Source organism: Streptomyces sp. NPDC057950, assembly GCF_042887295.1.
In the GTDB taxonomy this organism is placed as follows: domain Bacteria; phylum Actinomycetota; class Actinomycetes; order Streptomycetales; family Streptomycetaceae; genus Streptomyces; species Streptomyces kaempferi.
Window position 1 is genome coordinate 330,650 of sequence record NZ_JBHVPP010000003.1, and the last position, 26,244, is coordinate 356,893.

The following is a 26,244-nucleotide window of genomic DNA, read 5'->3' on the forward strand; positions in this document are numbered from 1 at the left end:
TCGTAGGAAGAAAGGCGGAGGGGCGGCGGAGCGCCAGGCTCCGCCGCCCCTCACACGGCCGGTGTGCGCGGGTCCTAGGCGTCGCCGCCGGCGGCTCCGGGGTCGGCCGCCGCCACTTCGAGCAACTGGTAGCGGTCGATCGCCTGCTTCAGCACGGACCGGTCGACCTTGCCCTCACGGGCCAGCTCGGTCAGCACCGCGACCACGATCGACTGCGCGTCGATGTGGAAGAAGCGCCGTGCCGCCCCGCGGGTGTCCGCGAAGCCGAAACCGTCCGCGCCCAGCGACTGGTACGTCCCCGGCACCCAGCGCGCGATCTGGTCGGGAACCGATCGCATCCAGTCCGACACGGCCACGAACGGTCCCCCGGAACCGCTCAGTTTCCGCGTGACGTACGGCACGCGCTGCTCCTCCTCGGGATGCAGCAGATTGTGCCGCTCCACCTCGACGGCCTCGCGCCGCAGCTCGTTCCACGAGGTCGCCGACCAGACGTCCGCCCTGACGTTCCAGTCGGCGGCGAGGATCCGCTGCGCCTCCAGCGCCCACGGAACCGCGACGCCCGACGCCAGGATCTGAGCGGGGATCGAACCCGAAGTGCCCTCGCTGAAGCGGTGGACGCCCTTGAGGATGCCGTCCACGTCGACGTTCGCCGGCTCCGCCGGGTGCTGGATCGGCTCGTTGTAGACGGTGAGGTAGTAGAAGACGTCCTCCGCGTCCGGACCGTACATCCGGCGCAGACCGTCCTTCACGATGTGCGCGATCTCGAAGCCGTACGCCGGGTCGTACGCGACACAGCCCGGGTTCGTCGAGGCGAGCAGCTGGGAGTGGCCGTCCGCGTGCTGCAGTCCCTCGCCGGTCAGCGTCGTACGGCCGGCGGTCGCGCCGAGTACGAAACCGCGCGCCAACTGGTCGGCCATCTGCCAGAACTGGTCGCCGGTGCGCTGGAAACCGAACATCGAGTAGAAGACATAGACGGGGATCAGCGGCTCGCCGTGCGTGGCGTACGCCGAGCCGGCCGCGATCAGCGAGGCGGTGCAGCCCGCCTCCGAGATGCCGTCGTGCAGCATCTGACCGGTCGGCGACTCCTTGTACGCGAGCAGCAGATCGCGGTCCACGGACTCGTACTGCTGACCGAGCGGGTTGTAGATCTTCGCGCTCGGGAAGAAGGAGTCCATGCCGAAGGTGCGGTATTCGTCGGGCGCGATCAGTACGAACCGCTTACCGATCTCCTTGTCCCGCATGAGGTCCTTCAGGAGCCGTACGAACGCCATGGTCGTGGCGATCGACTGCTGGCCCGAACCCTTCTTCACACTCGCGTACGTCTTTTCCTCGGGAAGCTCCAGCGGCTTCGCGCGCACGACACGCGTCGGTACGTAGCCGCCGAGTCCCTTGCGCCGGTCGTGCATGTACTGGATCTCTTCGGAGTTGCGGCCCGGGTGGTAGTACGGCGGCGCGCCGTCCTCCAGCTCCCTGTCGGAGATCGGCAGGTGCAGCCGGTCGCGGAAGCCCTTGAGGTCGGCGACCGTCAGCTTCTTCATCTGGTGCGTGGCGTTGCGGCCCTCGAAGTTCGGCCCGAGCGTCCAGCCCTTGACCGTCTGCGCCAGGATCACCGTCGGCTGGCCCGCGTGCGCCTTGGCCGCCGAGAACGCCGCGTAGATCTTCTTGTGGTCGTGACCGCCGCGGCCCAGGTGCAGGATCTGGTCGTCGGTCATGCCCTCGACCATGGCGCGCAGCCGGTGGTCGTCGCCGAAGAAGTGGTCGCGGATGTACGAACCGGTCTCGGTGGCGTACGTCTGGAACTGGCCGTCGGGCGTGGTGTTCAGCTTGTTGACGAGGATGCCGTCGCGGTCCTGCGCCAGCAGCGGGTCCCAACTGCGGTCCCACACCAGCTTGATGACGTTCCATCCGGCGCCCCGGAACTGTGACTCCAGCTCCTGGATGATCTTGCCGTTGCCGCGTACCGGGCCGTCGAGACGCTGGAGGTTGCAGTTGACCACGAAGGTCAGGTTGTCGAGACCCTCCCGAGCCGCGATGGACAACTGTCCGAGCGATTCCGGCTCGTCCATCTCGCCGTCCCCGAGGAACGCCCAGACGTGCGACGCGGAGGTGTCCGCGATACCGCGCGCCTCCATGTAGCGGTTCATCCGCGCCTGGAAGATCGCGCCGAGCGGGCCGAGGCCCATCGAGACGGTCGGGAACTCCCAGAAGTCCGGCATCAGCCGCGGGTGCGGGTAAGAGGACAGCCCGTACGGCGCCTTCGACTTCTCCTGGCGGAACGCGTCGAGCCGCTGCTCGCTCAGCCGGTCGAGCAGGAACGCGCGGGCGTAGATGCCGGGGGACGCGTGACCCTGGAAGAAGATCTGGTCACCGCCGTCGCCCTCGTCCTTGCCGCGGAAGAAGTGGTTGAAGCCGACGTCGTAGAGCGAGGCGGAGGAGGCGAAGGTGGCGATGTGGCCGCCGACGCCGATGCCAGGACGCTGGGCCCTGGACACCATCACGGCCGCGTTCCAGCGGGTCGCGTTGAGGATCTTGCGCTCGATCTCCTCGTTGCCGGGGAAGAAGGGCTCGTCCTTGGTGGCGATGGTGTTGACGTAGTCCGTGCTGCGCATCTCGGGCACGGCCACGCGCTTCTCGCGGGCCCTCTCGATGAGCCGCAGCATCAGATAGCGGGCGCGCTCGCGGCCGCGCTCGTCGACGGCGGCGTCGAGCGAGTCGAGCCACTCCTGTGTCTCTTCGGGGTCGAAGTCCGGGACCTGACTGGGAAGGCCGCCAATGATGATCGGATTGCGATCGGATCCGGAAGCCACGCTGTTCCTTCGCTGTCAGAGGGCTGTCTGAAGGCTGCCCGGGGGGCTGAGCAGGGGCTTTCCGGGCGCTGTCTGGGGCGGATTCACGGTGTCTCGGCACCGCTCCCCAATCGTGTACCTCGGGAACGGAATCGTCATCTCTACCGATAGGTAACCGAGACATTCCCGCAGATCGCCGGGACGGGCCAGACCAAAACGCAACGATACGCTCACTCCGTGACGCGTTCCGCAAAGTCGTTCGGGTCTCGTACGCTCCAAGGGTTCCGAACTTCGCAAATGGGGCAGAAAGGTGTGGTGTGCGTCACCTATGGCCGTGATTCGCCGACTGGAGTTGCGTCGACACCGCCGGGATCGTCACCGTTTCGGCGGTCTCGACGGCCGGGTACTTGCGCGATCCGCCCCGCCCGTGTGGACTACGGCCAATGCTTCGCGCACGCGCGTGGCTGAGACATCTACCGAAACATGATCAGGAGGCAAGCCGTGAGCGCGACCGCGGACCACGCGGAGGAGCGGACCAACCCGGCCGGCAGGCTGGGGTTCGAGCCCGGACAGGTGGTCCAGGAGATCGGCTTCGACGACGACGTTGACCACGACCTCCGTGAAGGTATCGAATCGTTGATCGGCCAGGACCTGGTCGATGAGGACTACGACGACGTCGCAGACGTCGTGCTGCTGTGGTTCCGCGACGAGGACGGCGACCTTACGGATGCCCTGGTGGACGCCATCGGTCTCCTTGAGGCCGGCGGCATGATCTGGCTGCTGACCCCGAAGACCGGCCGGGACGGCTACGTCGAGCCCAGCGACATCAATGACGCCGCCCAGACCGCAGGCCTCTCCCAGACGAAGAGCATTTCCGTGGGGAAGGAGTGGTCGGGCACGCGTCTGGCCACGCCCAAGTCGAAGCGCTGAGCTGTCGCTCCGTCTGACGCAGAGCATCCGTGTGTGTGAGGCCCCCGCCGGCGATCCGCCGGCGGGGGCCTCGGCCATGGGCCGATCCGGGACCCCCGGAGGTCCCTGCGTAGGGTGGTCGTCACCCGAACAGCCCCCTGGAAGGGAAGCGTGTGAGTATGGCGATCGAGGTCGGCACCGAGGCACCGGACTTCGAGCTCAAGGACAACCACGGAGCCACCGTGCGGCTGTCCGACTTCCGCGGCGAGAAGAACGTGGTGCTGCTCTTCTACCCGTTCGCCTTCACCGGTGTGTGCACCGGCGAGTTGTGCGCCCTGCGCGACGAACTGCCGAAGTTCGTCAACGACGACGTCCAGCTGCTGGCCGTCTCCAACGACTCCATCCACACCCTGCGCGTGTTCGCCGAGCAGGAGGGCCTGGACTACCCGCTGCTCTCCGATTTCTGGCCGCACGGCAACACTTCACGCGCGTACGGCGTCTTCGACGAGGACAAGGGGTGTGCCGTGCGCGGCACCTTCATCATCGACAAGGCGGGCGTCGTGCGCTGGACCGTGGTCAACGGTCTGCCGGACGCGCGTGACCTGAACGAGTACGTGAAGGCGCTCGACACCCTGTGATTCTTCGGTCGCAGGGCCTGCAGGGTGCGGGAACCCGTCACTAGGATCGACACGTTGATCCGATACCAACGCACGACGGGGCTCCCCGCCCCCGGACACCAATGGGAGGACTCGTGGGAGTCAGCCTCAGCAAGGGCGGCAACGTATCGCTGACCAAGGAGGCCCCGGGACTGACCGCGGTCATCGTCGGTCTGGGATGGGACGCCCGTACGACGACCGGCGTCGACTTCGACCTCGACGCCAGCGCCATCCTCACGAACGCGGACGGCAAGGTCAGCTCCGACCAGAACTTCGTGTTCTTCAACAACCTGAAGAGCCCGGACGGCTCGGTGGAGCACACCGGCGACAACATCACCGGTGAGGGCGAGGGCGACGACGAGCAGATCAAGGTGAATCTCGCCGCCGTCCCGGCCGACGTCCAGAAGATCGTGTTCCCGGTCTCCATCTACGACGCCGAGAACCGCCAGCAGTCCTTCGGCCAGGTCCGCAACGCGTTCATCCGCGTGGTGAACCAGGCCGGCGAGGCGGAGATCGCCCGCTACGACCTCTCCGAGGACGCCTCCACGGAGACCGCCATGGTCTTCGGTGAGCTGTACCGCAACGGCGCGGAGTGGAAGTTCCGCGCCATCGGCCAGGGATACGCCTCGGGTCTGCGCGGCATCGCGCAGGACTTCGGCGTCAACGTCTGAGCCGTACACCGGCGTCGAGCCCCGGCCGTACGGCCCGATCCCTTTCATGGGCCCACGGCTCACGGCCTCCGGCTCCCGGCCCGGCGTCGCACCTCTTCGGGTGCGGCGCCGGGCCTGCCCGATATCTGCGCACCCCGCGTGCGACATATGAGCGCCGGGGTGCCGCGCGCATGCTGTGCCGTGCCGGGGGAAGACACCCCCCGGACCTGGACCGAACGGACGGGCCGGCCGGGAACGGCGGGGACACCGCCCGCAGGACTGAGTGAACGCTTCACCGGGGAGGAATCAGATCATGGGCGTCACGCTCGCCAAGGGAGGCAATGTCTCCCTCTCCAAGGCCGCACCGAACCTCACACACGTGATGATCGGTCTCGGCTGGGACGCGCGTTCCACCACCGGAGCCCCCTTCGACCTGGATGCCAGCGCGCTGCTGTGCAACTCCGGCCGGGTGCTCGGCGACGAGTGGTTCGTCTTCTACAACCAGCTCAAGAGCCCCGACGGCTCGGTGGAGCACACCGGCGACAACCTCACGGGTGAGGGCGAGGGCGACGACGAGTCGATCCTGATCGACCTCTCCAAGGTGCCGGCCAACGTCGACAAGATCGTCTTTCCGGTCTCCATCCACGAGGCCGACAACCGTGGCCAGACCTTCGGGCAGGTCAGCAACGCGTTCATCCGCGTGGTCAACCAGGCCGACGGCCAGGAGCTCGCCCGCTACGACCTCTCCGAGGACGCCTCCACGGAGACCGCGATGATCTTCGGCGAGGTGTACCGCTACAACAGCGAGTGGAAGTTCCGCGCGGTCGGGCAGGGGTACGCGTCCGGATTGCGCGGTATCGCCCTGGACTTCGGAGTCAATGTTTCCTAGGCCCACCTGCACCAGTCGAGGGCGGGCCTCTAGACTTCGTGGTCAACAGTAGGTAAAGCCGAGTACGGCGCGAGGGAAGCCTTCCCCCAAGCCGGCGCTTGGGGGTGCCCCCACCACACGATGATTGGGTAGCCAGTGCTTCTGAAAACCTTCGGCTGGTCGTTCGCGATTACCGCGATCGGTCTGGTCGCAGCGGCCTTCTACGGGGGGTGGACCGCCTTTGGCATCGTGGCGATCCTGGCCGTCCTGGAGATCTCGCTGTCCTTCGACAACGCGGTGGTCAACGCCGGAATCCTGAAGAAGATGAGCGCCTTCTGGCAGAAGATCTTCCTCACGGTCGGTGTGCTGATCGCCGTCTTCGGTATGCGTCTGGTCTTCCCCGTCGTCATCGTCGCCATCAGCGCCAAGATCGGCCCGATCGACGCGGTCGATCTCGCGCTGAACGACAAGGACAAGTACCAGCAGCTGGTGACCGACGCCCACCCGTCGATCGCCGCCTTCGGTGGCATGTTCCTGCTGATGATCTTCCTCGACTTCATCTTCGAGGACCGGGACATCCAGTGGCTGCGCTGGATCGAGCGCCCGCTGGCCAAGCTCGGCAAGGTCGACATGCTGTCGGTCTGCATCGCCCTGATCGTCCTGCTGATCACCTCCTTCACCTTCGCGGTCCACGCCCACCAGCACGGCGGCGGCCACGCCGACAAGGCACAGACGGTGCTGATCTCCGGCATCGCCGGTCTGATCACCTACATGGTCGTCGGCGGACTCTCCGGCTTCTTCGAGGACCGGCTCGAAGAGGAGGAGGAACGCTCCCACGAGGAAGAGGAGGAGGCCGAGCGGACCGGCAAGAAGAAGCCGGCCGTCGTCCTGGCCGGCCAGGCCGCCTTCTTCATGTTCCTCTACCTCGAGGTCCTGGACGCGTCGTTCTCCTTCGACGGCGTCATCGGCGCGTTCGCGATCACCAACGACATCGTGCTGATGGCCCTCGGCCTCGGCATCGGCGCCATGTACGTCCGTTCGCTCACGGTCTACCTGGTCCGCCAGGGCACCCTCGACGACTACGTCTACCTGGAGCACGGCGCCCACTACGCGATCGGCGCCCTCGCCGTCATCCTGCTCGTCACCATCCAGTACCAGATCAACGAGGTCATCACCGGTCTCGTCGGTGTCGTCCTGATCGGGTGGTCCTTCTGGTCGTCGGTGCGCCGCAACAAGGCGCTCGCGGCCGCCGAGGGAAAAGGCACGACCTCGGACGAGAAGACTGAGGTCTCGTCCGGGGTCTGACGGACTCCCCCCTTCGGAGGCTCGGTTCGCCTCCGGGGCGCCGATGCCGGTGCCGAGCGGGTGTGGACCCGGGTGTGAACCCGGGCCCGGTGAGGGAACGCTCTGAACGGGGCGGCTGTCGAGGACCAGTCCTCACGGCCGCCCCGCCGCATATCGAGGCGACATGGGGGCGGGATTCGGTAATGGGCTTCTGGGACGAGCTGTGGCGCGGACGCACGACGGACTTCGACTCCGGCAGCGCGGCCACCAACTCCATAGAACTGACCAAACGCAGCCACACGGTCTCGCTCACCAAGCAGGGCGCGGCCACAGGCAACCTGCGCATCAACCTGTCCTGGCGGATGCGGACCTCCGACATCGGCGGCGGCCAGCAGCGCGGCAGCCTGCTGCGCCACCCCCTCAAGATCTTCAAGCCGGACGTGGTCCAGGCGCACACCCAGAGCATGGTGAACGTCGACCTCGACCTCGGCGTGCTCTACGAGCTCACGGACGGCACCAAGGGCGTGGTGCAGCCGCTGGGCGGCCTCCTCGGTGAGATCAACGGTCCGCCGTTCGTGAAACTCAGCGGCGACGACCGCTTCGGTTCCGGGTCGGGCGAGACGGCGTACGTCAACCTCGACCACCGCGACGACATCAAACGGCTGCTGGTCTTCGTCTACATCTACGACCAGACGCCGGCCTTCGACCGCACACACGCCGTCATCACCCTCTATCCGAGCAACGGCCCGCGGATCGAGATCGGCCTCGACGAACGCCATCCGCAGGCACGGTCCTGCGCGGTCGTGATGATCGAGAACAACAAGGGCGAGATCACCGTGCGCCGCGAGGTGAAGTTCGTCTACGGCTTCCAGGCCGAACTCGACCGGCTGTACGGCTGGGGACTGCAGTGGGGGCGGGGGTACAAGTCCAAGGTCGACCGCTGAGCACGCCTCGGCGTGGAACGTCCCCGCGGGAGAGCACCCACTCCCGGCCGCGGAGCGCCGCCCCGGCCGGACGGCTCCCCGCGGTGCCGCTCAGCGGCCGACGAACTGGGGGCCCTGCGGCGGCAGCCGGAAATCCGGGTCGGGCAGCGTACCGACGGCCTGCGGGAAGCCGTACGCCGGCGGCACGGCGGGCGCGGTCTGCGGCTGCGGATAGCCGTAGCCCGGCCGGCTCACCGGCTGGGGATAACCGTAGGCGGGCTGCGCGGGCGCCGTCTGCGGCTGCGGATAGCCGTACGCGGGCTGCTGGGGCACCGGAGCGGGCTGTTCGGCCGGCAGCGGCACCGAGGTCTCCGGCGACGTCACCGGGACGGCCCAGTCCGCCGCCTCCGGTACGGCCCCGGTCGCGGACTCGGGCTCCGACTCGTCCACCGTGATCCCGAAATCGGAGGCCAGCCCCTCCAGCCCGTTCGGGTAACCCTCGCCGAGCGCCCGGAACTTCCAGCCCGCTCCGCGCCGGTACAGCTCGCCGCAGATCAGCGCCGTCTCCGTACCGGTCTCCGGCTTGACGTCGAAGTACGCCAGGGGTTCACCCTCGGCGCCGGAGGCGTCGTACAGCAGAATGCGCAGGGAGCGTACGTGATCGAAGGAGACCCCGTCCGCCGATGCGACCAGCAGAATCTGTCCGACGCCGGACTCGACACCGGCCAGATCTGTCTGGATCGTGTCGGTGAGGCCCTCGGCGACGCGCTTCTTGCCGAGCCGCCAGACCTTGCCCGAAGGATGACGTGGCTGGTTGTAGAAGACGAAGTCCTCGTCGGATCGCACACGACCGTCGGGACCGAGGAGCAGCGCCGAGGCGTCGACGTCCGGGACACCCTGTCCGGGCGTCCAGCGCAGCACGGCACGAACCGCTGTGGCGTCCAGCGGGATGTTCGACCCCTTCAACATCGCGTGCGTCATGCGGTCATCCTGCCCTCTCGGTCCTGGTCACGACAACGCGGGGGTGAGGATTCCCCGTCGGAGCGTGAGGGCAACCGACATGGCCGAGTTACCTGAACTTCACGCCCCGCGGGAACCCCTGACATGCATTTGTACGTACTATTACCGGCCACATCAGGTAGATCCGACTAGCCACCATTGGGGAGTCTCATGCGTCATTTCGGGCATATCGCCCCTGAGGAGCGGCAGCGTCTCTTCTACCGCGAGCCCTGCGTCTTCACCGCCGACTCCCCGCCCCGCCTCCTGGCGGCGGCCCTGGGAGCCACCCTCTACAGCCCCGCGACCCGGCCCCACCTCGCCGACGACGTCCTCAAGCAGGCCGCGCGCGGCGTCGTCTCCATGGTGCTGTGCCTGGAGGACTCGATCGACGACTCCGAGGTCGTGGGGGCGGAGCGGAACCTGGTCCGGCAGTTCGCCGACCTCGCCGCACGCCCCGCCGCCGAGCTCCCGCTGCTGTTCGTGCGGGTCCGCGAGCCGGAGCAGATCCCGGACCTCGTACAGCGGCTCGGCGCGTCCGTGCGGCTGCTGTCCGGATTCGTACTGCCGAAGTTCACCGAGGAGCGGGGCGTCCCGTTCCTGGAGGCGCTCACCGCGGCCGAGGCCGCCAGCGGGCGCCGGCTGTTCGCCATGCCGGTCCTCGAATCGCCCTGCCTGCTGTACCTGGAGAGCCGCCGGGAGACCCTGGCGGGCATCTCCCGGGTCGTCGACAAGTACCGCGAGCGCGTCCTCGCGCTGCGCCTGGGCGTCACCGACTTCTGCTCGGCGTACGGACTGCGCAGAGCGCCCGACATGACCGCCTACGACGTCCAGATCGTCGCCTCCGTGATCGCCGACGTGGTGAACACGCTGGGCCGCGCGGACGGCACCGGCTTCACGGTGACCGGACCGGTCTGGGAGTACTTCCGGGTCCAGGAACGCATGTTCAAGCCGCAGCTGCGCCGCAGCCCCTTCCTGGAGGGCGAGGTCGAGGAGCTGCGCGAGGCCCTGATCGAGCACGACATGGACGGACTGCTGCGCGAGATCGCCCTCGACCGGGCCAACGGACTGCTCGGCAAGACCTGCATCCACCCCTCGCACGTCCCGGCCGTGCACGCCCTGTCCGTCGTCAGCCACGAGGAGTGGAGCGACGCGCAGGACATCCTGCGGCCCGAGCGCGGCGGCGGGGGTGTGCTGCGGTCGGCGTACACGAACAAGATGAACGAGGTGAAGCCGCACCGCGCCTGGGCCGAGCGCACTCTGGAGCGCGCCGAGGTGTTCGGCGTCGCGAACGAGGACATCGGCTTCGTGGAGCTGCTCGCCGCCGGGCTCCCGGCCTGACCGGGCCGCGCCGACACGTACGACCTCGCAGACTAAGGAATTGATGGACAACGTGGTGTGGACGGGGACCTGGGTCGCGGAGCGGCTCGGTGTCGAACTCGTCGGTGACGAGAAGCTGGGCGACCTGCTGGGGCTCGCGCTGCGGCGCAACCCCCGGCGGGCGCATCTGCTGGTCTCGAACGTGCTGGGCAAGCACGTCCCGCAGTCGCCGTCCGTGGTGTACGGGTACGGGTTCGCGCTCGGCCGCCGCGTGCGGGAGCTGCTCGGCACCGAGGACGCCCGTGCGGCGGTCGTCCTCGGGTACGCGGAGACGGCCACCGGGCTCGGCCACTGCGTCGCCGACGGGGTGGGGCTCGCGCCCTACCTCCACTCGACCCGCCGCCCCGTCCCGGGCGTCACCGCGGCGGGCGGTTTCGAGGAGTCGCACTCGCACGCCACGTCTCATCTGCTGCTGCCGCAGGACCCCGGTCTGCTGGCGGGGGGCGGTCCGCTGGTCCTGGTCGACGACGAGTTCTCGACCGGCAACACGGTCCTCAACACCATCCGTGACCTGCACGCCCGCCATCCGCGCGACCGGTACGTGATAGTGGCGCTGGTCGACATGCGGTCGGCGGCCGATCTGGGACGGCTGGAGGACTTCGCCCGGGAGATCGGCGCGCGGGTGGACCTGGTCGTCGCGGCGAGCGGCACGGTGAAGCTTCCGGAAGGCGTACTGGAGAAGGGCCAGGCCCTGGTCGCGGAGTACGAGTCCGCCGACCGGAGCGCCGCCGGGTCCGCGTGGACTCCGGGCGACGGGTCCGCGCCCACGACGGGCGTGGCGTCCGACGCCGAAGCCGGTCGTCCCGGCCCGGGGACACCCGCCGCTGCCCTGTCCGCGGGGGAGCGGGAGGCGGCCGCCGGAGTGCGGCAGGCCCCCGCCGGCGCCCCGGGCACGGCCCACGGCACGGCCCGCCCGCCCGAGCGCGCCCCCCGCCGCGGGCACCCGGCCGCCACCCGTGTCGGACTCGGCTGGCCGCGCGGCGTTCCCGACGGCGGCCGGCACGGCTTCACACCCGGGGACCGCGTCCGTCTGGACGGCGCCCTGCCCGCCATGGCCGCACGGATCGCCGAGACGCTGCCGGCCGGCGCCCGCCGCGTGCTGGTGCTCGGCTTCGAGGAGCTGATGTACGCGCCGCTGCGCCTGGCCAGGGAACTGGAGCAGGTCACGGCCGCCGAGGTGCGCTACTCCACGACCACCAGGTCCCCGGTCCTCGCCGTCGACGACCCCGGGTACGCGATACGCACCCGGCTCGCCTTCCCGGCCCACGACCACCCGGACGACGGCCCCGGGGAGCGCTACGCCTACAACGTCGCGGGCGCCGGCTTCGACGCCGTCGTGGCCGTCGTGGACTCCGCCGCCGACACCCCCGAGCTGCACGCCCCCGGGGGGCTGCTGGCCCGGCTCGCGGACCACACCCCGAGCGTCCTGCTCGCCGTGGTCCCCTCCTACGTCCCCGCACGGCCGCCCACCGAAAGGCCCTCCATGCTGCCCGAGCCCCTCCGCGGCCCCGCCTTCTCCTCGTACGCGCCGGACGAGGTCGGCTGGCTGCTGCGGGATCTCTCGGACGTGACGCTGGAGGCGCCGACGGAGGAGCGCGAGGAGGCGATCCAGAGCGGCGGCGCCCACTACGCGGAATCGCTGCCCGTCGAGTACCAGCCGAGCGACCAGTACCAGGAGCTGTTCCGCGCGGCCCTCGGGACCTCGGCCGCCCGCATCGCCCAGGCCGTCGGTGCCGTCACCGAACTGGTGCTCGCCGAGCGCTCCCGCTCCCCGCTCGGACCGGGCCGGGACACCTCCGGCCCGCGGCCGGTCCTGGTGTCGCTGGCCCGCGCGGGAACCCCCGTCGGCGTCCTGATGCGCCGCTGGGCCCAGTACCGCCACGGCATCGACCTGCCGCACTACGCCGTCTCCATCGTCCGCGGTCGTGGCATCGACCCCAACGCGCTGCGCTGGCTGGCCGCCCACCACGACCCCGCCGACGTCGTGTTCGTCGACGGCTGGACGGGCAAGGGCGCGATCACCCGCGAACTCGCCCAGGCCATCGAGGAGTTCGAGGCGGCCGAGGGAATCACCGGCTTCGACCCGGAGATCGCGGTCCTCGCCGACCCGGGGTCCTGCGTACGGACGTACGGCACCCGTGAGGACTTCCTTATCCCGTCCGCCTGCCTCAACTCGACCGTGTCCGGGCTGATATCGCGGACCGTCCTGCGCTCCGACCTGGTCGGCGACCACGACTTCCACGGCGCGAAGTTCTACCGCGAACTCGCCGGCTCCGACGTCTCCGTCGAGTTCCTGGACGCCGTCGCGGCCCACTTCCCCGACGTCGCCGAGGCGGCCTGCGGCCAGGCGAAGGAACTCCTCACCGCCGACCGCACCCCCACCTGGGAGGGCTGGGCGGCCGTCGAGCGGATCAGCGAGGAGCACGGGATCCACGACGTGAACCTCGTCAAGCCGGGCGTCGGCGAGACCACCCGGGTGCTGCTGCGCCGGGTCCCCTGGAAGATCCTGGCCCGCGCGGGAGCCGGCGCCGACCTCGACCACGTACGGCTGCTCGCCGAGCAGCGCGGGGTGCCCGTCGAGGAGGTCGCCGAACTCCCCTACACCTGCGTGGGGTTGATCCATCCGAAGTACACACGGGGCGCGACCGGTGCCGACGGCAGGGCGGTGGCGCTCTGATGTCCGCGGCAAAAGCTCTCGTCGCCAGCGATCTGGACCGTACGCTCATCTACTCCGCCGCGGCCCTCGGGCTGACCATGCCGGACGCTCGGGCGCCCCGGCTGCTCTGCGTCGAGGTGCACGAGAGCAGGCCGCTGTCGTACATGACCGAGACGGCCGCCGCGCTGCTCTCGGAACTCGGCGACACGGCGGACTTCGTGCCCACCACGACCCGCACCCGTAAGCAGTACCAGCGCATCAACCTGCCGGGGCCCGCCCCGGAGTACGCGATCTGCGCCAACGGCGGGCATCTGCTCGTCGACGGCGTGTCCGATCCGCAGTGGCACGCGCGGGTGACCACGCGGCTCGCCGCCGAGTGCGCTCCGCTGGGCGAGGTGCGCGCGCACCTGGAGGCCACCGCCGACCCGGCCTGGGTCCGCAAGCACCGGGTCGCCGAGGACCTGTTCGTCTATCTCGTCGTCGAGCGCGAACTGCTGCCCGAGGAGTGGGTGAAGGAGCTCGCCGTCTGGGCCGAGAACCGCGGCTGGACCGTTTCGCTCCAGGGCCGCAAGATCTACGCCGTTCCGAAGCCCCTCACCAAGAGCGCGGCGATGCGTGAGGTCGCCCGGCGCACCGGCACGACCCTGACCCTCGCCGCCGGTGACTCCCTCCTCGACGCCGACCTGCTGCTGGCCGCCGACCGGGGCTGGCGTCCGGGCCACGGCGAACTGGCCGAGGCCGACTGGACCGGGCCGGCGGTCACGGCGCTCCCGGAGCGGGGTGTCGCGGCGGGCGAACGGATCCTGCGGGAGTTCATGACCGCCTGCGGGCGGCCCGGCCCGGTCTGAGGAAGCGTCGGCGGGTTCCGGGGGCGACGCCCCCGGGACCCGCCGGACGAACGTGAAGAGTTCCTGAGAAAGGCGGGTCAGCCGCAGCAGCCTCCGCCGCAGCAACCGCCGCCGCCCCCGCCTCCACCACCGCTCGCGCGCGGCGCCGACGCCGCGCCGCCCGTCGCGACCGCGACGGTGGAGAGAAGTTTCACTGTGTCGTCATGTCCGGCGGGGCAGGCCGCGGGGGCCGCGGATTCCGCCATCGGGCGGCTCAGTTCGAAGGTGTCGCCGCAGGTCCGGCAGCGGTACTCGTAGCGAGGCATGTGCCCAGGTTAGCGGGCCGTCGGCGGCGATCGCAGTGTTCCGTGACACGGCTTTCCGACGGGGTCCGCGGGGACCGGAACCAGACAGTCCGCGATCGCCCGCGGCAGGCCGGCTCGAGCTCCGGAACATTTCTGTCTCGTTCCTGAGCGAAGAGATCGTATTAGTCGCTGATAATTTAAGAGGGCCGCGACGAGCCGCAAGGTCGGGGATGGGGGGCTCGCAGCCGCATGTGCGGCCGCTGCATCTGCCCGCGCGCGCAATTCCGAAGTGCGGAGGGAGACGCAGTCGTGACCGAGGCATGGCATCACATGGATGTCCCGCATCCTCTGGGCCGTCCACGCGCCGGAGCCCGCCATGGCTGAACCGGGGAAGGACGGCCGCGCGGGCCGTCGCGACGACGAGCCGAAGGATCCCGCGGGCCCCCGCACGGGGAACGGGTCACCCGCCGAGGAGACCACGCAGCTGCGTATACCGCCGCGCGCGGACCGCCCCGCGGAGGAGACCACCCAGCTTCGAATACCGCCCGCCGAGGAGACCACGCAGCTTCGGCTGCCACCGCGCGCGGACCGCCCCGCCGAGGAGACCACCCAGCTTCGAATACCGCCGCGCGCCGATGTTCCCGACGAGACTCCCGCCGAGGAGTCTCCGGAGGCGGAGGAAGACACACAACAAGCCGATCGAGCGGCGAATTCACGTCATCGTGGCTCCCGTCGTCGGCCCGTGCAGTCCTCCGCTCTCGCCGGGCGGCTCGCGCCTCTCGCCCGCCGCCTGAAACCGCAGTACCCCCGGCCGGGCCGGGCCGGCTGGCGGCGCTGGGTGCCCTCGTGGCGACAGTGGCTCGCGGCGTGGGGCCTGGCCATCGGCCTGAGCACCTCGCTGCTGGCCATCGCGTACGCCGCCACGGACATTCCCAAGAACCTGAACACCTATGCCACCCAGCAGGACAACGTCTACTTCTGGTCGGACGGAACACCCATGGCCCGTACCGGGTGGGTGCAGCGGCAGGCGATGCCGTTGAAGGACATACCCGAGCAGGTGCGCTGGGCGGTGCTGGCGGCGGAGAACGAGAGCTTCTACTCCGACCCGGGCATCTCCTTGAAGGGCATCAGCCGCGCCCTGGTGCGCACGGTGGGCCAGGGGGACACCCAGGGCGGTTCGACGATCACCCAGCAGTACGTCAAGAACGTCTATCTGACCCAGAACCAGACGGTGACCCGCAAGTTCACCGAGGCCATGATCTCCCTGAAGCTCGACAACAGGATGAGCAAGGACAAGATCCTCGAGGGCTACCTCAACACCAGCTGGTTCGGCCGGGGCACCTACGGCCTCCAGCGCGCCGCCCAGGCCTACTACGGCAAGGACGTGAGCCGGCTGAACGCGAGCGAGGGCGCCTTCCTCGCCTCGCTCCTCAAGGGCGCGGGCCTCTACGACCCCACGCTGAGCCGGAAGAACCACGACCGGGCCGTGGAACGCTGGTCCTGGATCCTCGACCGCATGGTCAAGATCGGCAAGCTGTCGCCGGCCGAGCGCGCCAAGTACACGAAGTTCCCCGAGCCGCTCAAGCAGGGCCGGGTCTACGACACCGGCAAGCAGAGCGACTATCTGGTGGAGCTGGCGACCCAGTACGCCAAGAAGGCCGGCCATATCTCCGACAAGGAGTTCGACCTGGGCGGCTACCAGATCTACACGACCTTCGACCGCAAGCGGGAGACCGCGCTCACCGACGCTGTGGCCAAGGCCCGCAAGAAGACGCTGAAGAGCGATCCCGCCACGGCGAAGACCGCGCACTACGGAGCCGCCTCGGTCTCCACCGACGGCCGGATCCTCGCCGTCTACGGCGGTCCGGACCACCGCACGCAGGGCTACAACGAGTCCAACGCCACCACCGTCCCGGCCGGTTCGGCGTTCCTGCCGTTCGTCTACGCCGCCGGGCTCCAGCACGGGATCCACAAGACCCGCGACAGCACGGCGGCACCGGTCTCGCCCGAGTCCGTCTACGACGGTGACGACGGCGTCCCCGTCTCCACGCCCGAGGGCCCCTACTGGGACCGCAGCGGCAAGAAGGTCGCCGCCCACAACGACGGCAACAAGTCCTACGGGCCGATCAGTCTGCGCAAGGCGCTGGCCGGGTCCGTGAACGTGCCGTTCATGCAGCTCGGCATGGACACCGGACTGGACAAGGTGCGGCAGACCGCCGAGGCCGCCGGTCTGCTCCCCTCCAGCCTGGGACCGCAGGTGCCCGCGCTGTCGCTGGGCAGCTCCACACCCAGCGCGATCCGGATGGCGAACTCGTACGCCACCTTCGCCGCGGACGGGTCGCACACCGAGCCGTACTCCGTGCGGCGCGTCACCCGCAACGGCTCCTCGGTCGCCCTGGTCACGCCCCGGCCCCACCGGGCGGTACGTCCCGAGGTGGCCACCCAGGTCACCGAGGCGCTCACGGACTCCTTCCGCGAGGCGCATCCCGCCGCGTCCCAGTCCGCGCCGCGGGCGGCCGGGAAGGCCGGCACCACGCACGACGACAAGGCCGCCTGGTTCGTCGGCACGAACAGTTCCGTGTCGACGGCGGTCGTCCTCTACCGCCTGGACCTGACCAAGAGCCTCGAACCGCTGCCGCTCAAGGGGATCGCAGGCACCCCCGACGACGATGTCCCGTACGGCATCTGGGCCGGCGCCATGAGCCCGCTCGGCTGACCACGACGGCCGAGAAGCCGTCCCTCGCTCCGTCCGCCCCCATCCCAGAATGTGCCCCGTATGAACTCGAAGCACAGCAGGCGCCGCCGCCGCGAGCCCGCTCCCGGTTCCGCTGCCACGTCCGCCCGCCAGAGTTTCGTGGCGATGACGGCGTTCCTCGTCGTGGCCACCTCCACGGCCACCTTCCTCGCTCTGCGGGGCTCGGACAGCACCACTCCGGCCGCGTCCGCCGGACGCGGCTCCAGCGCAGCCCCGAAGGCGCCCAAGGAGCCCGTGTGGGACGGGAAGACCAAGGTGCTCGGGGACGGCTCCACGTCCTACACCGGCCCGCAGAAGGGCGGGTTGAAGCCCGTTCCGCTCAAACCGGGTGAGAAACCGCCCCAGTTCGTCGTCTTCTCCTGGGACGGCGCCCTGCAGGGCGACGACAAGCTCTTCTCGCACTACACGGAGATGGCCAAGGAATACAACGCCCACATGACGTTCTTCCTGACCGGCATCTATCTGCTGCCCAAGGCCAAGAAGGCGCTCTACGAGCCGCCGATGCACTCGCCGGGCTCCGCCGCGATCAGCTACCCCACCGACGAGCACATCCGCACCACGCTGGAGCAGCTCGGCGAGGCGTGGAAGGAGGGCAACGAGATCGGCACCCACTTCAACGGCCACTTCTGCGGTGACAAGGGCGGCGGGGACTGGAGTGTGGCGGAGTGGGAGAGCGAGATCGACCAGTTCTTCTCCTTCGTGGAGAAGTGGAAGACCAACACCGGCTACACGGACCTGCCGGCCCTGCCCTTCGACCCCACGCGTGAGGTCAACGGCGGTCGCGCGCCGTGTCTGGAGGGGCAGCCGAACCTGCTCAAGGCCATGAAGGCCACCGCCAAGAAGTACAAGTGGCGCTACGACGCCAGCTCGGCGGGCCAGTACCAGATATGGCCCAAGAAGCAGGAGGGCGTCTGGGACTTCCCGCTCCAGATGCTCCCGTACGAGAAGGGCAAGTACCAGGGCCTGTCCATGGACTTCAACTTCCTCTACAACCAGTCCGGCGGCGAGACCACGGGCGACCCGGCGAAGTACCCGCAGTGGGAGCAGGAGACCGTGCAGTCGTACATGGCGGGCTTCGACCGCGTGTACTACGGCAGCCGGGCGCCGCTCTTCATCGGCAACCACTTCGAGGACTGGAACGGTGGCATCTACATGAAGTCCATCGATCAGGTCGTCAAGAACGTCTGCACCAAGAAGGGCGTTCGCTGTGTGTCCTTCCGGGAACTGGCCGACTGGCTCGACGTGCAGAAGCCGGCGACGCTGGCCAGGCTGCGCAGCCTGGATCCCGCGCAGTCACCGGACTGGTCGACGGTGGTGAAGTAGCTTTCGGCCGGTCAACTTACCTTTCCGGTTGGGGAGTTGACCTTGTCTCCACGAAATCCCCCTGATTTCGCCGTAGTTGAACGCCCCGGGGACGATCCCCGATTTCGCCGCAGTTGAACATCCCGGGGACGATGGCTCCCCCGACGGGCTTCAGCGCAGCACCACGCCCGATACCGAGCCGGGCGACCCTGTGAGCGCTGTCGCCCGGCTCGGTATCGGTTGCCTGCCGCGGTGTTAGGGGTCCATGGCCCCGGGATCCCTGCTCCCCGGGCCAGTGGCGCCTGGGTGGTTCCTGCCCCCCGGGCCCGTGGTGCCGGGGTGGTTCGTGCCCTCGGGGCCCATGGTGCCGGGGGCCTCGCTCCCGGGGGCCGTGGTGCCGCGGGTCCCGCTTCCGGGACCGCTCCCAGGCCCCATGGCCGGGGAGTCCTTCTCCCTGGAGATCGTGGCTCCCGGGGTCCCCGGGGCCTGCGGGGTGCTGCGGCCTCGTTGCAGCGCCGTCGCCGTGGCCGACTCCTGCAGGGTCCGGACCCGCTCCTCCCGTTCCACCACCTCGGGATGGCGGGCCTTCCAGTACGGGTTGTCGTGCGGGAGGGCCGAGCCGACCCTCCCGTACATCCCGAAGAACATCAGCAGGACGCCCACCACGAAGCTGAACAGCACGTTCTGGATGTGGAAGGCGAGGAAGTTGAAGGTGGTGTCCAGCAGCGCCAGGTTCAGGAAGCCGCTGAGGATGAACAGCACGCCGAGGACCATGTTGACGGTCGAGGCGACGTTCCCGCCGATCACCATGCCCGCGAACAGGATGAGCCCGACGCAGATGGACAGCACACTGAGCGTGCCGTTGGTGTTCAGCCCCACGACGGTGTCCCCGTGGGTGGTGAAGAAGCCGATGTTGTCGGTCAGGCCCAGGATGCCGAAGGCGAGCAGGAACAGGCCCATCAGGCCCGCGCCGATCCGGTAGAACGTGCTCAGCCGGTGATCGACGGGCAGGTGCTCGTCGAGGACGAATCGCTTCCGGGGTCCGGGACGAAGTACGTGCGTGGCCATATCCGCCTCCCTCTGCAGCTAGCGGAGGCCGTACGTACCCACCAGCATCCGCCCGCGGGGCCGCGACCGCCACCACAGGGCCGCCCGCGACGGACGGACTGGCGGGGAGAGGCCCGGGTGGAGGCGGCGGCCGGGGTGGGCGCAGCGGCAGCGGCCGGGGTGAAGGCAGCGGCGGACGTCGGGGCGGCGGCCGGGAGCGGTCAGGCCCCCGCTCCCCGCTCCCCGCGGATCTGGGAGACGACCCGCGCCACCGCCCCCCGTACCGCCTCCGTCTCGGTCAGGAAGTGCCAGAAGTCGGGATGGCGCCCCTCCAGCGAGGCGACGGCGCGGTCCAGGCGGGCCACGGCGTCGTCGAGGGGGCGGGCGTGTCGCGGGTCCGGCGTGTTGCGGCCCGCCATGGCCAGCCGCTGGGCGTCGCGCAGGGCGAACCGGGTGCGGTCGATCTCCTGTTGCGGGTCCTTGGCGACGGCGTTCAGCCGCCGCAGCCGGTCGCCGGCCGCCGACACGGCCTCGTCGGTGCCGTTCAGCAGCGCCCGCACGGTGGACAGCAGCGAGGTCGCGTCCGGCCAGCGCTGGGCGTCCCGCGCGGCCTGCGCCTCCTTCAGCTTCAGCTCGGCCTGCCGTACGTTCTCCGCGGCGTGGTCCGGTACGTGCTGCAGGTCCTGCCAGCACGCGGCCGTGAACCGGCGCCGCAGCTCGCTCAGTACCGGCTCCACCTGCCCGGCACGGGTGGTCAGCGCCTGGGCACGGGTGCGCAGCGACACCAGCCGGTGATCGATCTCCGCGGCCCGCTCCGGCAGCCGCTCGGCCTCCGCGCGCACCGCCCCGGCCTCCCGGGAGACCCGCTCGGCCCGCTCCAGCGTCTCGGGCACGCCGTGCTGCCCGGCTCCCTGGTTGAGCTTGGTCAGCTCCGGTCCGAGGGCGGCCAGGCGGGCGGCGAGATCGTCGGCCGTGAGCCCGGAGCCGCGTACGTCGTCGAGCGCGTTCGAGGCGGCGAGCAGCGCTTGGCGGGCCCGCTCGACGGCCGGCGCGAGGCGGGCCAGCTGGGTCTCGGCCTTGCCGAGCAGCGGACCGAGACCCTGCGCGTACCGGTCCAGCTCGCCCTTCACCCGGTTCAGCTCGTCCTTGGCGGCGGTCAGCTCGGTACGGGCGTGCGCGGCGACCGAGGCATCCAGCTCGTCCCGGTCGAGGTCGTGGGCGTCGACCGCCTCGATGTACTTCCCGCTCGCCTCGTCGATGCGCCGCCCCAGCGCCTCGAAGTCGGAGACGGCGCGGCGGGCGGCGGGGGAGTCGTCGACAGCGGTGATCGTCTCGATCGAGATCCGCAGATCCCGCTGGGCGGTGTCCAGTTCGTAGAAGGCGGCCGCGGCGGCGTCCTTCGCGGCCTGTGCCTCGGCCCGCTGGCTCTCGGAACGCCCACCGAACCACCGACGGGTGCCGCCGCCGGCGAACGCGCCGGGCAGGACGAGCGCGGCGAGCAGGGGGAGGGTCATGAGGGCCAGCGCGTCACGGTACCCACGGGGGCGACGGGCGCGACGCGGGCGTACCGGGAGCGCGCCCGACGACGACGGTGTGTGCGGCTCTGAAGATGTCGTCGCCGTCACATCCCTCTCCCGTGCTGTCATCCACCCTGTTCCGGTGTCATTCTCCCACCGGTAGAGGACGAACACACGGGCCGAAAGGTTCGCAAGTTCGAACCGCAAGTTCGAACCGGGAGTTCGATCAGCGCGAGCTTGAACCGTGGGCGCGCACGGTCAGCGCGCATCGTGGGCCCGCGCCGTCGGCCCGACCGTGAGCTACTTCGCGGTCCGCGTACGTACGGTGATGCTCCCGTCGCCGGTGTGGGCGGAGACCCGGTGCGAACTGGCCGGGTCCCGGGGCACGGACACCCGCACCGAGCCGTCGTCGCTCCCGGTGGTCACCCGGTAGGCGTCGTGGGGCAGCTCGATGGTGAGGGAACCGTCGCCGCTGCGTGACTCCACCAGGTCCGGTACGACGCCGAGCCCGAGCCGTACGGAGCCGTCCTCGGTACGGGCGCGCACCCGGCGCGAGTCCACGTCGAGCGCGCTGATCGAGCCGTCGCCGCTGCGCAGGTCCAGCGGGCCGGAGGAGTCCGTCACCCGGACGCTGCCGTCCGACGTGCGGATGTTCAGTGCCGCCGCGAAGCCGTTCGCCCGTACGCTGCCGTCGCCGTCGACGACGTTCACCGCGACGCCGGACGGCACCACGATCCGGTGCTTGGCGCTGCAGTCGGCGATCATGCCCGAGCACTTCATCCGCAGGGTGAGCCGGTCGTCCTTCATCGCCCAGGTCACCCGTGGGTCGCCGCCGACGACGACGTGTCCCTGGAACCACCGGGTGACCTCGACCGTGTCCGTCCGCGCGGAGCCGGCGACCACGAGTTCGAGCGCGGAGTCGTCCGAGTCCACGGTGAGCGTGCGCCCGTGCAGGGCGAAGGACCGGTGCTCCGGATGCCGGTCGTCCCCGGCGCCGGCGCCGCAGGCGGCGAGCGTCGCGACGAGGGCCACGACGGCGCCGGTCGCGGCCACCGTCCGAGTGCGCGTTGTAGGTGCCATGAAGATCCATCCCCCTGAGAAGAACGCGAGTGCGCCGGGCCCCTCGGGCACGTTCCTCCGACGCACTTCGACCGTACGGATCCGGGCCCCGACGGGGGATCCGGGCGGCTGGCGGATCGGGGGTGGGGTTAACCCCCGCCACCCGCCCACCGGCCTTTCCCGACCGGATACGGGTTTGCGGGGCATGCCCCCGGGCAATGTAGGCTGTCGACTCGTCCTGGGCGCGTAGCTCAGTGGTAGAGCGCCGCCCTTACAAGGCGGATGTCGGCGGTTCGAAACCGTCCGCGCCCACCAGTCTCAGGACACGACTAAGGCCCAGGTCAGCCGGTGTGAATCCGGATGCCTGGGCCTTGATCTTTCTCGGCGACTTTTCGCCGCCGTGCCACTCACGTGCCGGATGGTCCGCGCGGGGGCCGCTTCACCTTCCGGATCTGACCGTCCACGTAGTCGGCGATCTCGTGATCGCGCCTGTTGACGAGGTGCTGATAGATGGGCGCGGCACGCACCGACGCCGCACTCTTGGGGGCCTTGACCGTGAGGCATTGGGTTCGGGTCTCGGCGTACGAGCGGTGGACGGAGACGGTTCGGGCCTCGAGGTCGCCGCTCGGTGTGGGTGACTGTTCCCGCGCGGACAACGGCACTTGGGAACTTCCCGGCGGCGTACTCGAACTCCACGAGACCCCCGAGACCGGCGTCGCCCGCGAGGTCCTCGAGGAGACGGGCATTCACGTCGAGGTGGACCAGCTCACCGGGGTCTACAAGAACACCACCCGGGGCATCGTCGCCCTGGTCTTCCGCTGCAAGCCCTCCGGCGGCACGGAACGCACGTCCAGCGAATCAAGCGCGGTCGACTGGCTCACGCCCGAAGCGGTCAGCGAGCGCATGGCCAAGGTCTGCGCGATCCGGCTCCTGGACGCCTTGGACGCCCTGGACGCCTTGGACGGCAACGGGCCGTACGTGCGGAGCCACGACGGTGGGCGCCTCATAACTACCCAGGATCAGCTGAGTCTTGACGGTTCGGCTTCACTACGGCTGCACGAACTCTGGGCGGACGGCGAGCCACGGATGACGGCAGGCGAGCCAAGTCAGCGGCAGAGCTCCATGATGGTGTCATCGAAGTCTGGGAACTCCCGGGTCGCCTGCTCAATGACGGTAGCGGCCGGCTGCTGCCGATCGGCCGCGAATCGTTCCGCGACGGCCACCAGTTCGTGATTGAGGGACGGTGTCCAGTGGGGTTCGTACGAGGTGGCTGCTTCCCTTGGGCCGAAACCGCCAGCCAGCAGCCACAAGAAGGCACCCATATCGCGAGCCACGACACCGGTCTCGCCCTCGGAACCGAGGAACACCACGGGCTGATCGACGAGTGGGCAACTCGGCCGGACCAGCCAGAATGTCGCGTATCCGCCCGTACCGTCCTGGCCGAATACGCGGAAGCTGTCGCCGCTCAGCTCCGCGTTGCCGGTCCAGGCCCGGAGCCAGTCGGTGGTGTCCTCTGCTGAGAGGAAGGCCGGGAAGGGTTCGAAGTCGATTCCGTCGCCATTGTTGTAGTCGAACGGTGTCGCCAGCGCGGCGGCGAGGGCAGCAGGAAACTGGCGATCAGCAGGAATCACGCGGAAAGGTTATCGGCCGCCGATGCCGCAGGACCACTGGTACCCATCGACGGCATGTGCTCGGCTCTCCGACCGCCGCGCGCCAAGCATCAACCGGGACCGGACACAGACGCAGCATCCTGGCGGGATGTGATCAAAGGGCAGGTACGTCACGGCTGAGGCCTACCGGACACCACAGGCCGCGAACAGACGGGTCGAGGGGAGATGCGGCGATTGAACCCGCACCTCAGAACATGCCTGCGGCGGGGCGCTCCGACTCCGGGAGGGGCGGGGCGCCTTACGCGGGTGCCGCCCTCGAGAGGGCGAGGATGGAGGTGCTTCCATCCCATCAGCCACCGCCCCAGGCAGAGCCCAGCAGACGCGGCCCATGACGTCCAGGTCGTTCGTACAGTGGCGCGCTCCATCTGGACGCCAGGAACCACGCCCGCTCCACGGTGTGTGGGCCGACGGCAGACGGGATGGAAGCCGGGGAAGACGGTGGGTTGAGGACCACGGGGACCGCTCCGGCAACCGCCAGCTGAGGTGCGGCCTGAGGAAGGGGCGAGATGGCGGACAAGAACAGTCGGTGGAATCACCCGCACCGGCACCTCGTGATCGTGATACCGCTTCTGATCTTCCTGATCACCGAGGACGACCCGAAGCGATGCCTCCTCGCTTCAGGGCTCACGCCGGCGGCTATCCGCTACGGGCGTGACTCCGTAAGGCGGCGCCGAGTGAAGTCCGCCCCGGTTCCTGACACCGGCAGCTGACACCGACGTCGACGGACAGAGGCAGAAAGTGACCTTTCAGTTATTGAAGCAGCCGAAGTCCTCGTCGTCTCGATCGTCATACGCCTTTCGTGATTCTTCTTTCCCGTCGCCGAAGACCAGATGCCCGGCGTCGAGTTGGCGGGGCTGGAAAGTGAGAAACCCCGAGACGAGATCATCTGAAGTCATGTTGGTGCGCAGTGCGTACGTGGTTGTGGGGTCCAACGTGACGGACAGAGGGAGCAGCGTCGTGAAACCTCGCGGGGAGCTTCCGAGATGTATCCGATGCGTCGTGATCCCCTGGGGAGCCTTGATGCGCCACAGCAGCTCACCCGGCTCATCGACAGTGCCATCGTGATCCCACCGATACAGGCCGACCTCGGCGATGCCGTCGGGCTCGGCTCCTGGACACTCACGCCAGCCGATCACCGGAGCGGAACTCCCGCCCTCCACGAACAGCGGATCGAACTCCGCGCCGCAAGCACTCAGCAGGAGTGCGAGAGCGATGACGCCGGCTGATCTTCCCCACTTCACCAGGCGGAGTGTACGAGAGAAGGGGTAGGGCAACACCCCTTGTGATTGTCTCAACCTGACTTCAACAGGCGACAGCTCCCGAGTCGGTGCCGCCTGGAGCGGTGCGCAGCATGGTCGCTGTACAGCAGGGAAATACAGCGACCATCGCAACCAGCGCCGACCTCACCAGCCCCGAGCGTCCGTCTGATGTGCCACGAAGACTCTCTCGACCTGGCGCTGTTCGAAGCGGCGTTCTGTTTCAGGTGCCACGAGGTCCGCATGCACGGAACGGCGGTGCCGGCCGCGCCGGCCACACAGTTCTTCAACGCGGACACTCCGCCGGCTCAAGCCCTCTTGGACCTCTTCCGCGCGGCAACCGCATAGCCGGCCGGCCGGAGGAACGAGCTACGCCGTGCGCTCAGGGCGCCTGCAGCATCGAAGGAGCCGCGTGGCAGCCACGGCTGAGGGCCGTGCACCACCCGCCATCGAACGAGGTGCCAAGCAGGATGGCGTGCCACATCCGTGCCGGAACAGGCCGGGACTCATGGGGAATCGGGGCGCGCTGGGGTGTGCATGGCCCGACCCGGCACAAGGCAGCGAGTCCGCTGGTCACGCGGATGACGGCCCCACCTCGCTCCTGAATCGGTGCTCCCTGTCCGGCGGGCATGGTCGAGGGCCGCGCGGCCGGGGACTCGCAAGCTCGGGAGCTGAGCTCGGCCCGTGAGACGGTCTTTCAGGGACCGTCCGTGCGGGGGTCGTCAGAAGTTGCCGTGGGCGAGGATCTCGCCCGTCCTGTCGTGGACGGTGACGAGGCCGTTGTCCGACTCGTAGCAGGAGCTGAACGCGGAGGCGATGAGCTCGCCCTCGCCCCGGTGCGGGCCGCTGATTCCGCCGCTGAAGTCGGTGAACACCTCGGGGGCGTCCAGGATGTTGTGCCGCTCGTCGGCCCCGGTCACCCTCGTGATGTGACGGACGGCGGCCTTCTCGGTGGCGGTGCCGTTCTTGGCCACGCAGGACCTGAAGTCGGCCGCCTGCGATCCGGGCCCGGCGTCCCCGGCCCCGGAGCCGTCGCGTGAGTCGTTCCGTGCCTCGTTCCGTGCCTCGTTCTTCGCCTCGTTGTGGACGGACGAGGAGCTGGAGGCGCCGCTGTCCCCGTCATCGTCCCCGTCCGCGCCGCCACCGCCGGCGGACCCGGCGATCCCGATGATCACGGCGAGGCCGAGGGCGCCGAGGGAGCCGAGCACCGCGACCCTGCCCACGCCGCGCTTCCCGGGTGGCCGCGGCGCGGGCGCGCCGGAGCCCGGCACCTGCGACGGTCCGCCCCGTCCGGGCCGCTGTTGCCGCCGCGGGTACTCGTGGTCGCTCATGGTCTCCCCTGGGGTGGTTCGTGCCCGTGTGGGTCTACGACGGGGAGGGGAGAGGCGGGGTTGTCGC

The 26,244-nt window shown here is 69.5% G+C and carries 22 protein-coding genes, 1 tRNA gene and 1 pseudogene; 14 read left to right on the top strand and 10 right to left on the bottom strand.

Annotated features, from left to right (window positions below; translation table 11 throughout):
• Positions 1–74: 74 nt before the first annotated feature.
• Entirely contained in the window at positions 75–2,807 is a 2,733-nt protein-coding gene (gene aceE, locus ACFVTC_RS08335; RefSeq protein ID WP_390125249.1) for a pyruvate dehydrogenase (acetyl-transferring), homodimeric type, read from the bottom strand.
• A gap of 480 nt (positions 2,808–3,287) precedes the next feature.
• Between aceE and ACFVTC_RS08340 the strand changes: the two genes are divergently transcribed.
• The 6 genes from ACFVTC_RS08340 to ACFVTC_RS08365 all read left to right on the top strand — a co-directional run bounded on the left by ACFVTC_RS08340 (position 3,288) and on the right by ACFVTC_RS08365 (position 8,097).
• Positions 3,288–3,716 (top strand): DUF3052 domain-containing protein, encoded by a 429-nt coding sequence (locus ACFVTC_RS08340; protein ID WP_390125251.1) that lies wholly within the window; start codon positions 3,288–3,290, stop codon positions 3,714–3,716.
• A 158-nt stretch (positions 3,717–3,874) separates the two neighbouring features.
• Entirely contained in the window at positions 3,875–4,333 is a 459-nt protein-coding gene (locus tag ACFVTC_RS08345) for a peroxiredoxin (RefSeq protein ID WP_390125506.1), read from the top strand.
• Between the two features lie 113 nt (positions 4,334–4,446).
• On the top strand, positions 4,447–5,022 hold the full coding sequence (locus ACFVTC_RS08350; protein ID WP_148013793.1) for a TerD family protein: 576 nt from the start codon (positions 4,447–4,449) through the stop codon (positions 5,020–5,022).
• Between the two features lie 292 nt (positions 5,023–5,314).
• A complete protein-coding gene (locus tag ACFVTC_RS08355) occupies positions 5,315–5,890 on the top strand; it encodes a TerD family protein (protein WP_148013792.1) in 576 nt (191 codons plus the stop codon).
• Positions 5,891–6,025: 135 nt separating this feature from the next.
• On the top strand, positions 6,026–7,174 hold the full coding sequence (locus tag ACFVTC_RS08360) for a DUF475 domain-containing protein (protein WP_390125253.1): 1,149 nt from the start codon (positions 6,026–6,028) through the stop codon (positions 7,172–7,174).
• 182 nt (positions 7,175–7,356) lie between these two features.
• Entirely contained in the window at positions 7,357–8,097 is a 741-nt protein-coding gene (locus ACFVTC_RS08365) for a Tellurium resistance (RefSeq protein ID WP_168527941.1), read from the top strand.
• Positions 8,098–8,187: 90 nt separating this feature from the next.
• Here the strand turns inward: ACFVTC_RS08365 and ACFVTC_RS08370 are convergent, their stop codons facing one another.
• Complete coding sequence (locus ACFVTC_RS08370; protein WP_390125255.1) at positions 8,188–9,057, bottom strand: TerD family protein; 870 nt, start codon at positions 9,055–9,057, stop codon at positions 8,188–8,190.
• Positions 9,058–9,246: 189 nt separating this feature from the next.
• Here ACFVTC_RS08370 and ACFVTC_RS08375 point away from each other — a divergent pair, with 189 nt between their 5' ends.
• From ACFVTC_RS08375 to ACFVTC_RS08385, 3 genes are read left to right on the top strand one after another with little or no spacing between them, the layout of a single operon-like run.
• Positions 9,247–10,413 (top strand): HpcH/HpaI aldolase/citrate lyase family protein, encoded by a 1,167-nt coding sequence (locus ACFVTC_RS08375; RefSeq protein WP_390125257.1) that lies wholly within the window; start codon positions 9,247–9,249, stop codon positions 10,411–10,413.
• A gap of 43 nt (positions 10,414–10,456) precedes the next feature.
• Positions 10,457–13,129 (top strand): phosphoribosyltransferase domain-containing protein, encoded by a 2,673-nt coding sequence (locus ACFVTC_RS08380; RefSeq protein WP_390125259.1) that lies wholly within the window; start codon positions 10,457–10,459, stop codon positions 13,127–13,129.
• On the top strand, positions 13,129–13,956 hold the full coding sequence (locus ACFVTC_RS08385; RefSeq protein ID WP_390125261.1) for an HAD family hydrolase: 828 nt from the start codon (positions 13,129–13,131) through the stop codon (positions 13,954–13,956). Before ACFVTC_RS08380 ends, ACFVTC_RS08385 begins: the two co-directional genes overlap by 1 nt.
• A gap of 77 nt (positions 13,957–14,033) precedes the next feature.
• Here ACFVTC_RS08385 and ACFVTC_RS08390 read toward each other — a convergent pair whose 3' ends face one another.
• On the bottom strand, positions 14,034–14,261 hold the full coding sequence (locus tag ACFVTC_RS08390) for a zinc ribbon domain-containing protein (RefSeq protein WP_168527937.1): 228 nt from the start codon (positions 14,259–14,261) through the stop codon (positions 14,034–14,036).
• Between the two features lie 355 nt (positions 14,262–14,616).
• Between ACFVTC_RS08390 and ACFVTC_RS08395 the strand changes: the two genes are divergently transcribed.
• On the top strand, positions 14,617–16,956 hold the full coding sequence (locus tag ACFVTC_RS08395) for a transglycosylase domain-containing protein (RefSeq protein ID WP_390125263.1): 2,340 nt from the start codon (positions 14,617–14,619) through the stop codon (positions 16,954–16,956).
• A 60-nt stretch (positions 16,957–17,016) separates the two neighbouring features.
• Complete coding sequence (locus ACFVTC_RS08400; protein WP_390125265.1) at positions 17,017–18,318, top strand: hypothetical protein; 1,302 nt, start codon at positions 17,017–17,019, stop codon at positions 18,316–18,318.
• A gap of 234 nt (positions 18,319–18,552) precedes the next feature.
• Here the strand turns inward: ACFVTC_RS08400 and ACFVTC_RS08405 are convergent, their stop codons facing one another.
• The 3 genes from ACFVTC_RS08405 to ACFVTC_RS08415 all read right to left on the bottom strand — a co-directional run bounded on the left by ACFVTC_RS08405 (position 18,553) and on the right by ACFVTC_RS08415 (position 21,941).
• On the bottom strand, positions 18,553–19,365 hold the full coding sequence (locus ACFVTC_RS08405; RefSeq protein WP_390125267.1) for a DUF4383 domain-containing protein: 813 nt from the start codon (positions 19,363–19,365) through the stop codon (positions 18,553–18,555).
• A 200-nt stretch (positions 19,366–19,565) separates the two neighbouring features.
• Positions 19,566–20,990 (bottom strand): hypothetical protein, encoded by a 1,425-nt coding sequence (locus tag ACFVTC_RS08410; RefSeq protein WP_390125270.1) that lies wholly within the window; start codon positions 20,988–20,990, stop codon positions 19,566–19,568.
• A gap of 171 nt (positions 20,991–21,161) precedes the next feature.
• A complete protein-coding gene (locus ACFVTC_RS08415) occupies positions 21,162–21,941 on the bottom strand; it encodes a DUF4097 family beta strand repeat-containing protein (RefSeq protein ID WP_390125272.1) in 780 nt (259 codons plus the stop codon).
• A 219-nt stretch (positions 21,942–22,160) separates the two neighbouring features.
• Between ACFVTC_RS08415 and ACFVTC_RS08420 the strand changes: the two genes are divergently transcribed.
• Positions 22,161–22,235 (top strand) — tRNA-Val (locus ACFVTC_RS08420).
• 92 nt (positions 22,236–22,327) lie between these two features.
• Here ACFVTC_RS08420 and ACFVTC_RS08425 read toward each other — a convergent pair.
• Positions 22,328–22,582 (bottom strand): hypothetical protein, encoded by a 255-nt coding sequence (locus ACFVTC_RS08425; RefSeq protein WP_390125518.1) that lies wholly within the window; start codon positions 22,580–22,582, stop codon positions 22,328–22,330.
• Here ACFVTC_RS08425 and ACFVTC_RS08430 point away from each other — a divergent pair.
• Positions 22,551–22,928 (top strand): annotated as a pseudogene (locus ACFVTC_RS08430) (NUDIX domain-containing protein); the annotation flags it as partial. The gene ACFVTC_RS08425 and the pseudogene ACFVTC_RS08430 sit on opposite strands and share 32 nt — an antisense overlap.
• A gap of 98 nt (positions 22,929–23,026) precedes the next feature.
• Here the strand turns inward: ACFVTC_RS08430 and ACFVTC_RS08435 are convergent.
• A complete protein-coding gene (locus ACFVTC_RS08435) occupies positions 23,027–23,551 on the bottom strand; it encodes an SMI1/KNR4 family protein (protein WP_390125274.1) in 525 nt (174 codons plus the stop codon).
• A 545-nt stretch (positions 23,552–24,096) separates the two neighbouring features.
• Between ACFVTC_RS08435 and ACFVTC_RS08440 the strand changes: the two genes are divergently transcribed.
• The gene (locus tag ACFVTC_RS08440; protein ID WP_390125276.1) at positions 24,097–24,300 is read left to right on the top strand and encodes a hypothetical protein; all 204 of its coding nucleotides are present in this window, start codon (positions 24,097–24,099) and stop codon (positions 24,298–24,300) included.
• A 36-nt stretch (positions 24,301–24,336) separates the two neighbouring features.
• On the opposite strand, the gene ACFVTC_RS08445 is transcribed toward ACFVTC_RS08440, so the two are convergent.
• The gene (locus ACFVTC_RS08445) at positions 24,337–24,831 is read right to left on the bottom strand and encodes a hypothetical protein (RefSeq protein ID WP_390125279.1); all 495 of its coding nucleotides are present in this window, start codon (positions 24,829–24,831) and stop codon (positions 24,337–24,339) included.
• Positions 24,832–25,568: 737 nt separating this feature from the next.
• Positions 25,569–26,177 carry a hypothetical protein gene (locus tag ACFVTC_RS08450; RefSeq protein ID WP_390125281.1) on the bottom strand — a complete coding sequence of 203 codons (609 nt, stop codon included), beginning with the start codon at positions 26,175–26,177 and terminating at the stop codon, positions 25,569–25,571.
• Between the last annotated feature and the right edge of the window lie 67 nt (positions 26,178–26,244).

Excerpts from the sequence above, each read along its gene's own strand:
- ACFVTC_RS08345 (WP_390125506.1), top strand. The coding sequence starts at position 3,875 with ATGGCGATCGAGGTCGGCACCGAGGCACCGGACTTCGAGCTCAAGGAC.
- ACFVTC_RS08355 (WP_148013792.1), top strand. The coding sequence starts at position 5,315 with ATGGGCGTCACGCTCGCCAAGGGAGGCAATGTCTCCCTCTCCAAGGCC.
- ACFVTC_RS08365 (WP_168527941.1), top strand. The coding sequence starts at position 7,357 with ATGGGCTTCTGGGACGAGCTGTGGCGCGGACGCACGACGGACTTCGAC.
- ACFVTC_RS08370 (WP_390125255.1), bottom strand. The coding sequence starts at position 9,057 with ATGACGCACGCGATGTTGAAGGGGTCGAACATCCCGCTGGACGCCACA.
- ACFVTC_RS08375 (WP_390125257.1), top strand. The coding sequence starts at position 9,247 with ATGCGTCATTTCGGGCATATCGCCCCTGAGGAGCGGCAGCGTCTCTTC.
- ACFVTC_RS08380 (WP_390125259.1), top strand. The coding sequence starts at position 10,457 with ATGGACAACGTGGTGTGGACGGGGACCTGGGTCGCGGAGCGGCTCGGT.
- ACFVTC_RS08385 (WP_390125261.1), top strand. The coding sequence starts at position 13,129 with ATGTCCGCGGCAAAAGCTCTCGTCGCCAGCGATCTGGACCGTACGCTC.
- ACFVTC_RS08390 (WP_168527937.1), bottom strand. The coding sequence starts at position 14,261 with ATGCCTCGCTACGAGTACCGCTGCCGGACCTGCGGCGACACCTTCGAA.
- ACFVTC_RS08395 (WP_390125263.1), top strand. The coding sequence starts at position 14,617 with ATGGCTGAACCGGGGAAGGACGGCCGCGCGGGCCGTCGCGACGACGAG.
- ACFVTC_RS08400 (WP_390125265.1), top strand. The coding sequence starts at position 17,017 with ATGAACTCGAAGCACAGCAGGCGCCGCCGCCGCGAGCCCGCTCCCGGT.
- ACFVTC_RS08405 (WP_390125267.1), bottom strand. The coding sequence starts at position 19,365 with ATGGCCACGCACGTACTTCGTCCCGGACCCCGGAAGCGATTCGTCCTC.
- ACFVTC_RS08410 (WP_390125270.1), bottom strand. The coding sequence starts at position 20,990 with ATGACAGCACGGGAGAGGGATGTGACGGCGACGACATCTTCAGAGCCG.
- ACFVTC_RS08415 (WP_390125272.1), bottom strand. The coding sequence starts at position 21,941 with ATGGCACCTACAACGCGCACTCGGACGGTGGCCGCGACCGGCGCCGTC.
- ACFVTC_RS08440 (WP_390125276.1), top strand. The coding sequence starts at position 24,097 with ATGGCGGACAAGAACAGTCGGTGGAATCACCCGCACCGGCACCTCGTG.
- ACFVTC_RS08450 (WP_390125281.1), bottom strand. The coding sequence starts at position 26,177 with ATGAGCGACCACGAGTACCCGCGGCGGCAACAGCGGCCCGGACGGGGC.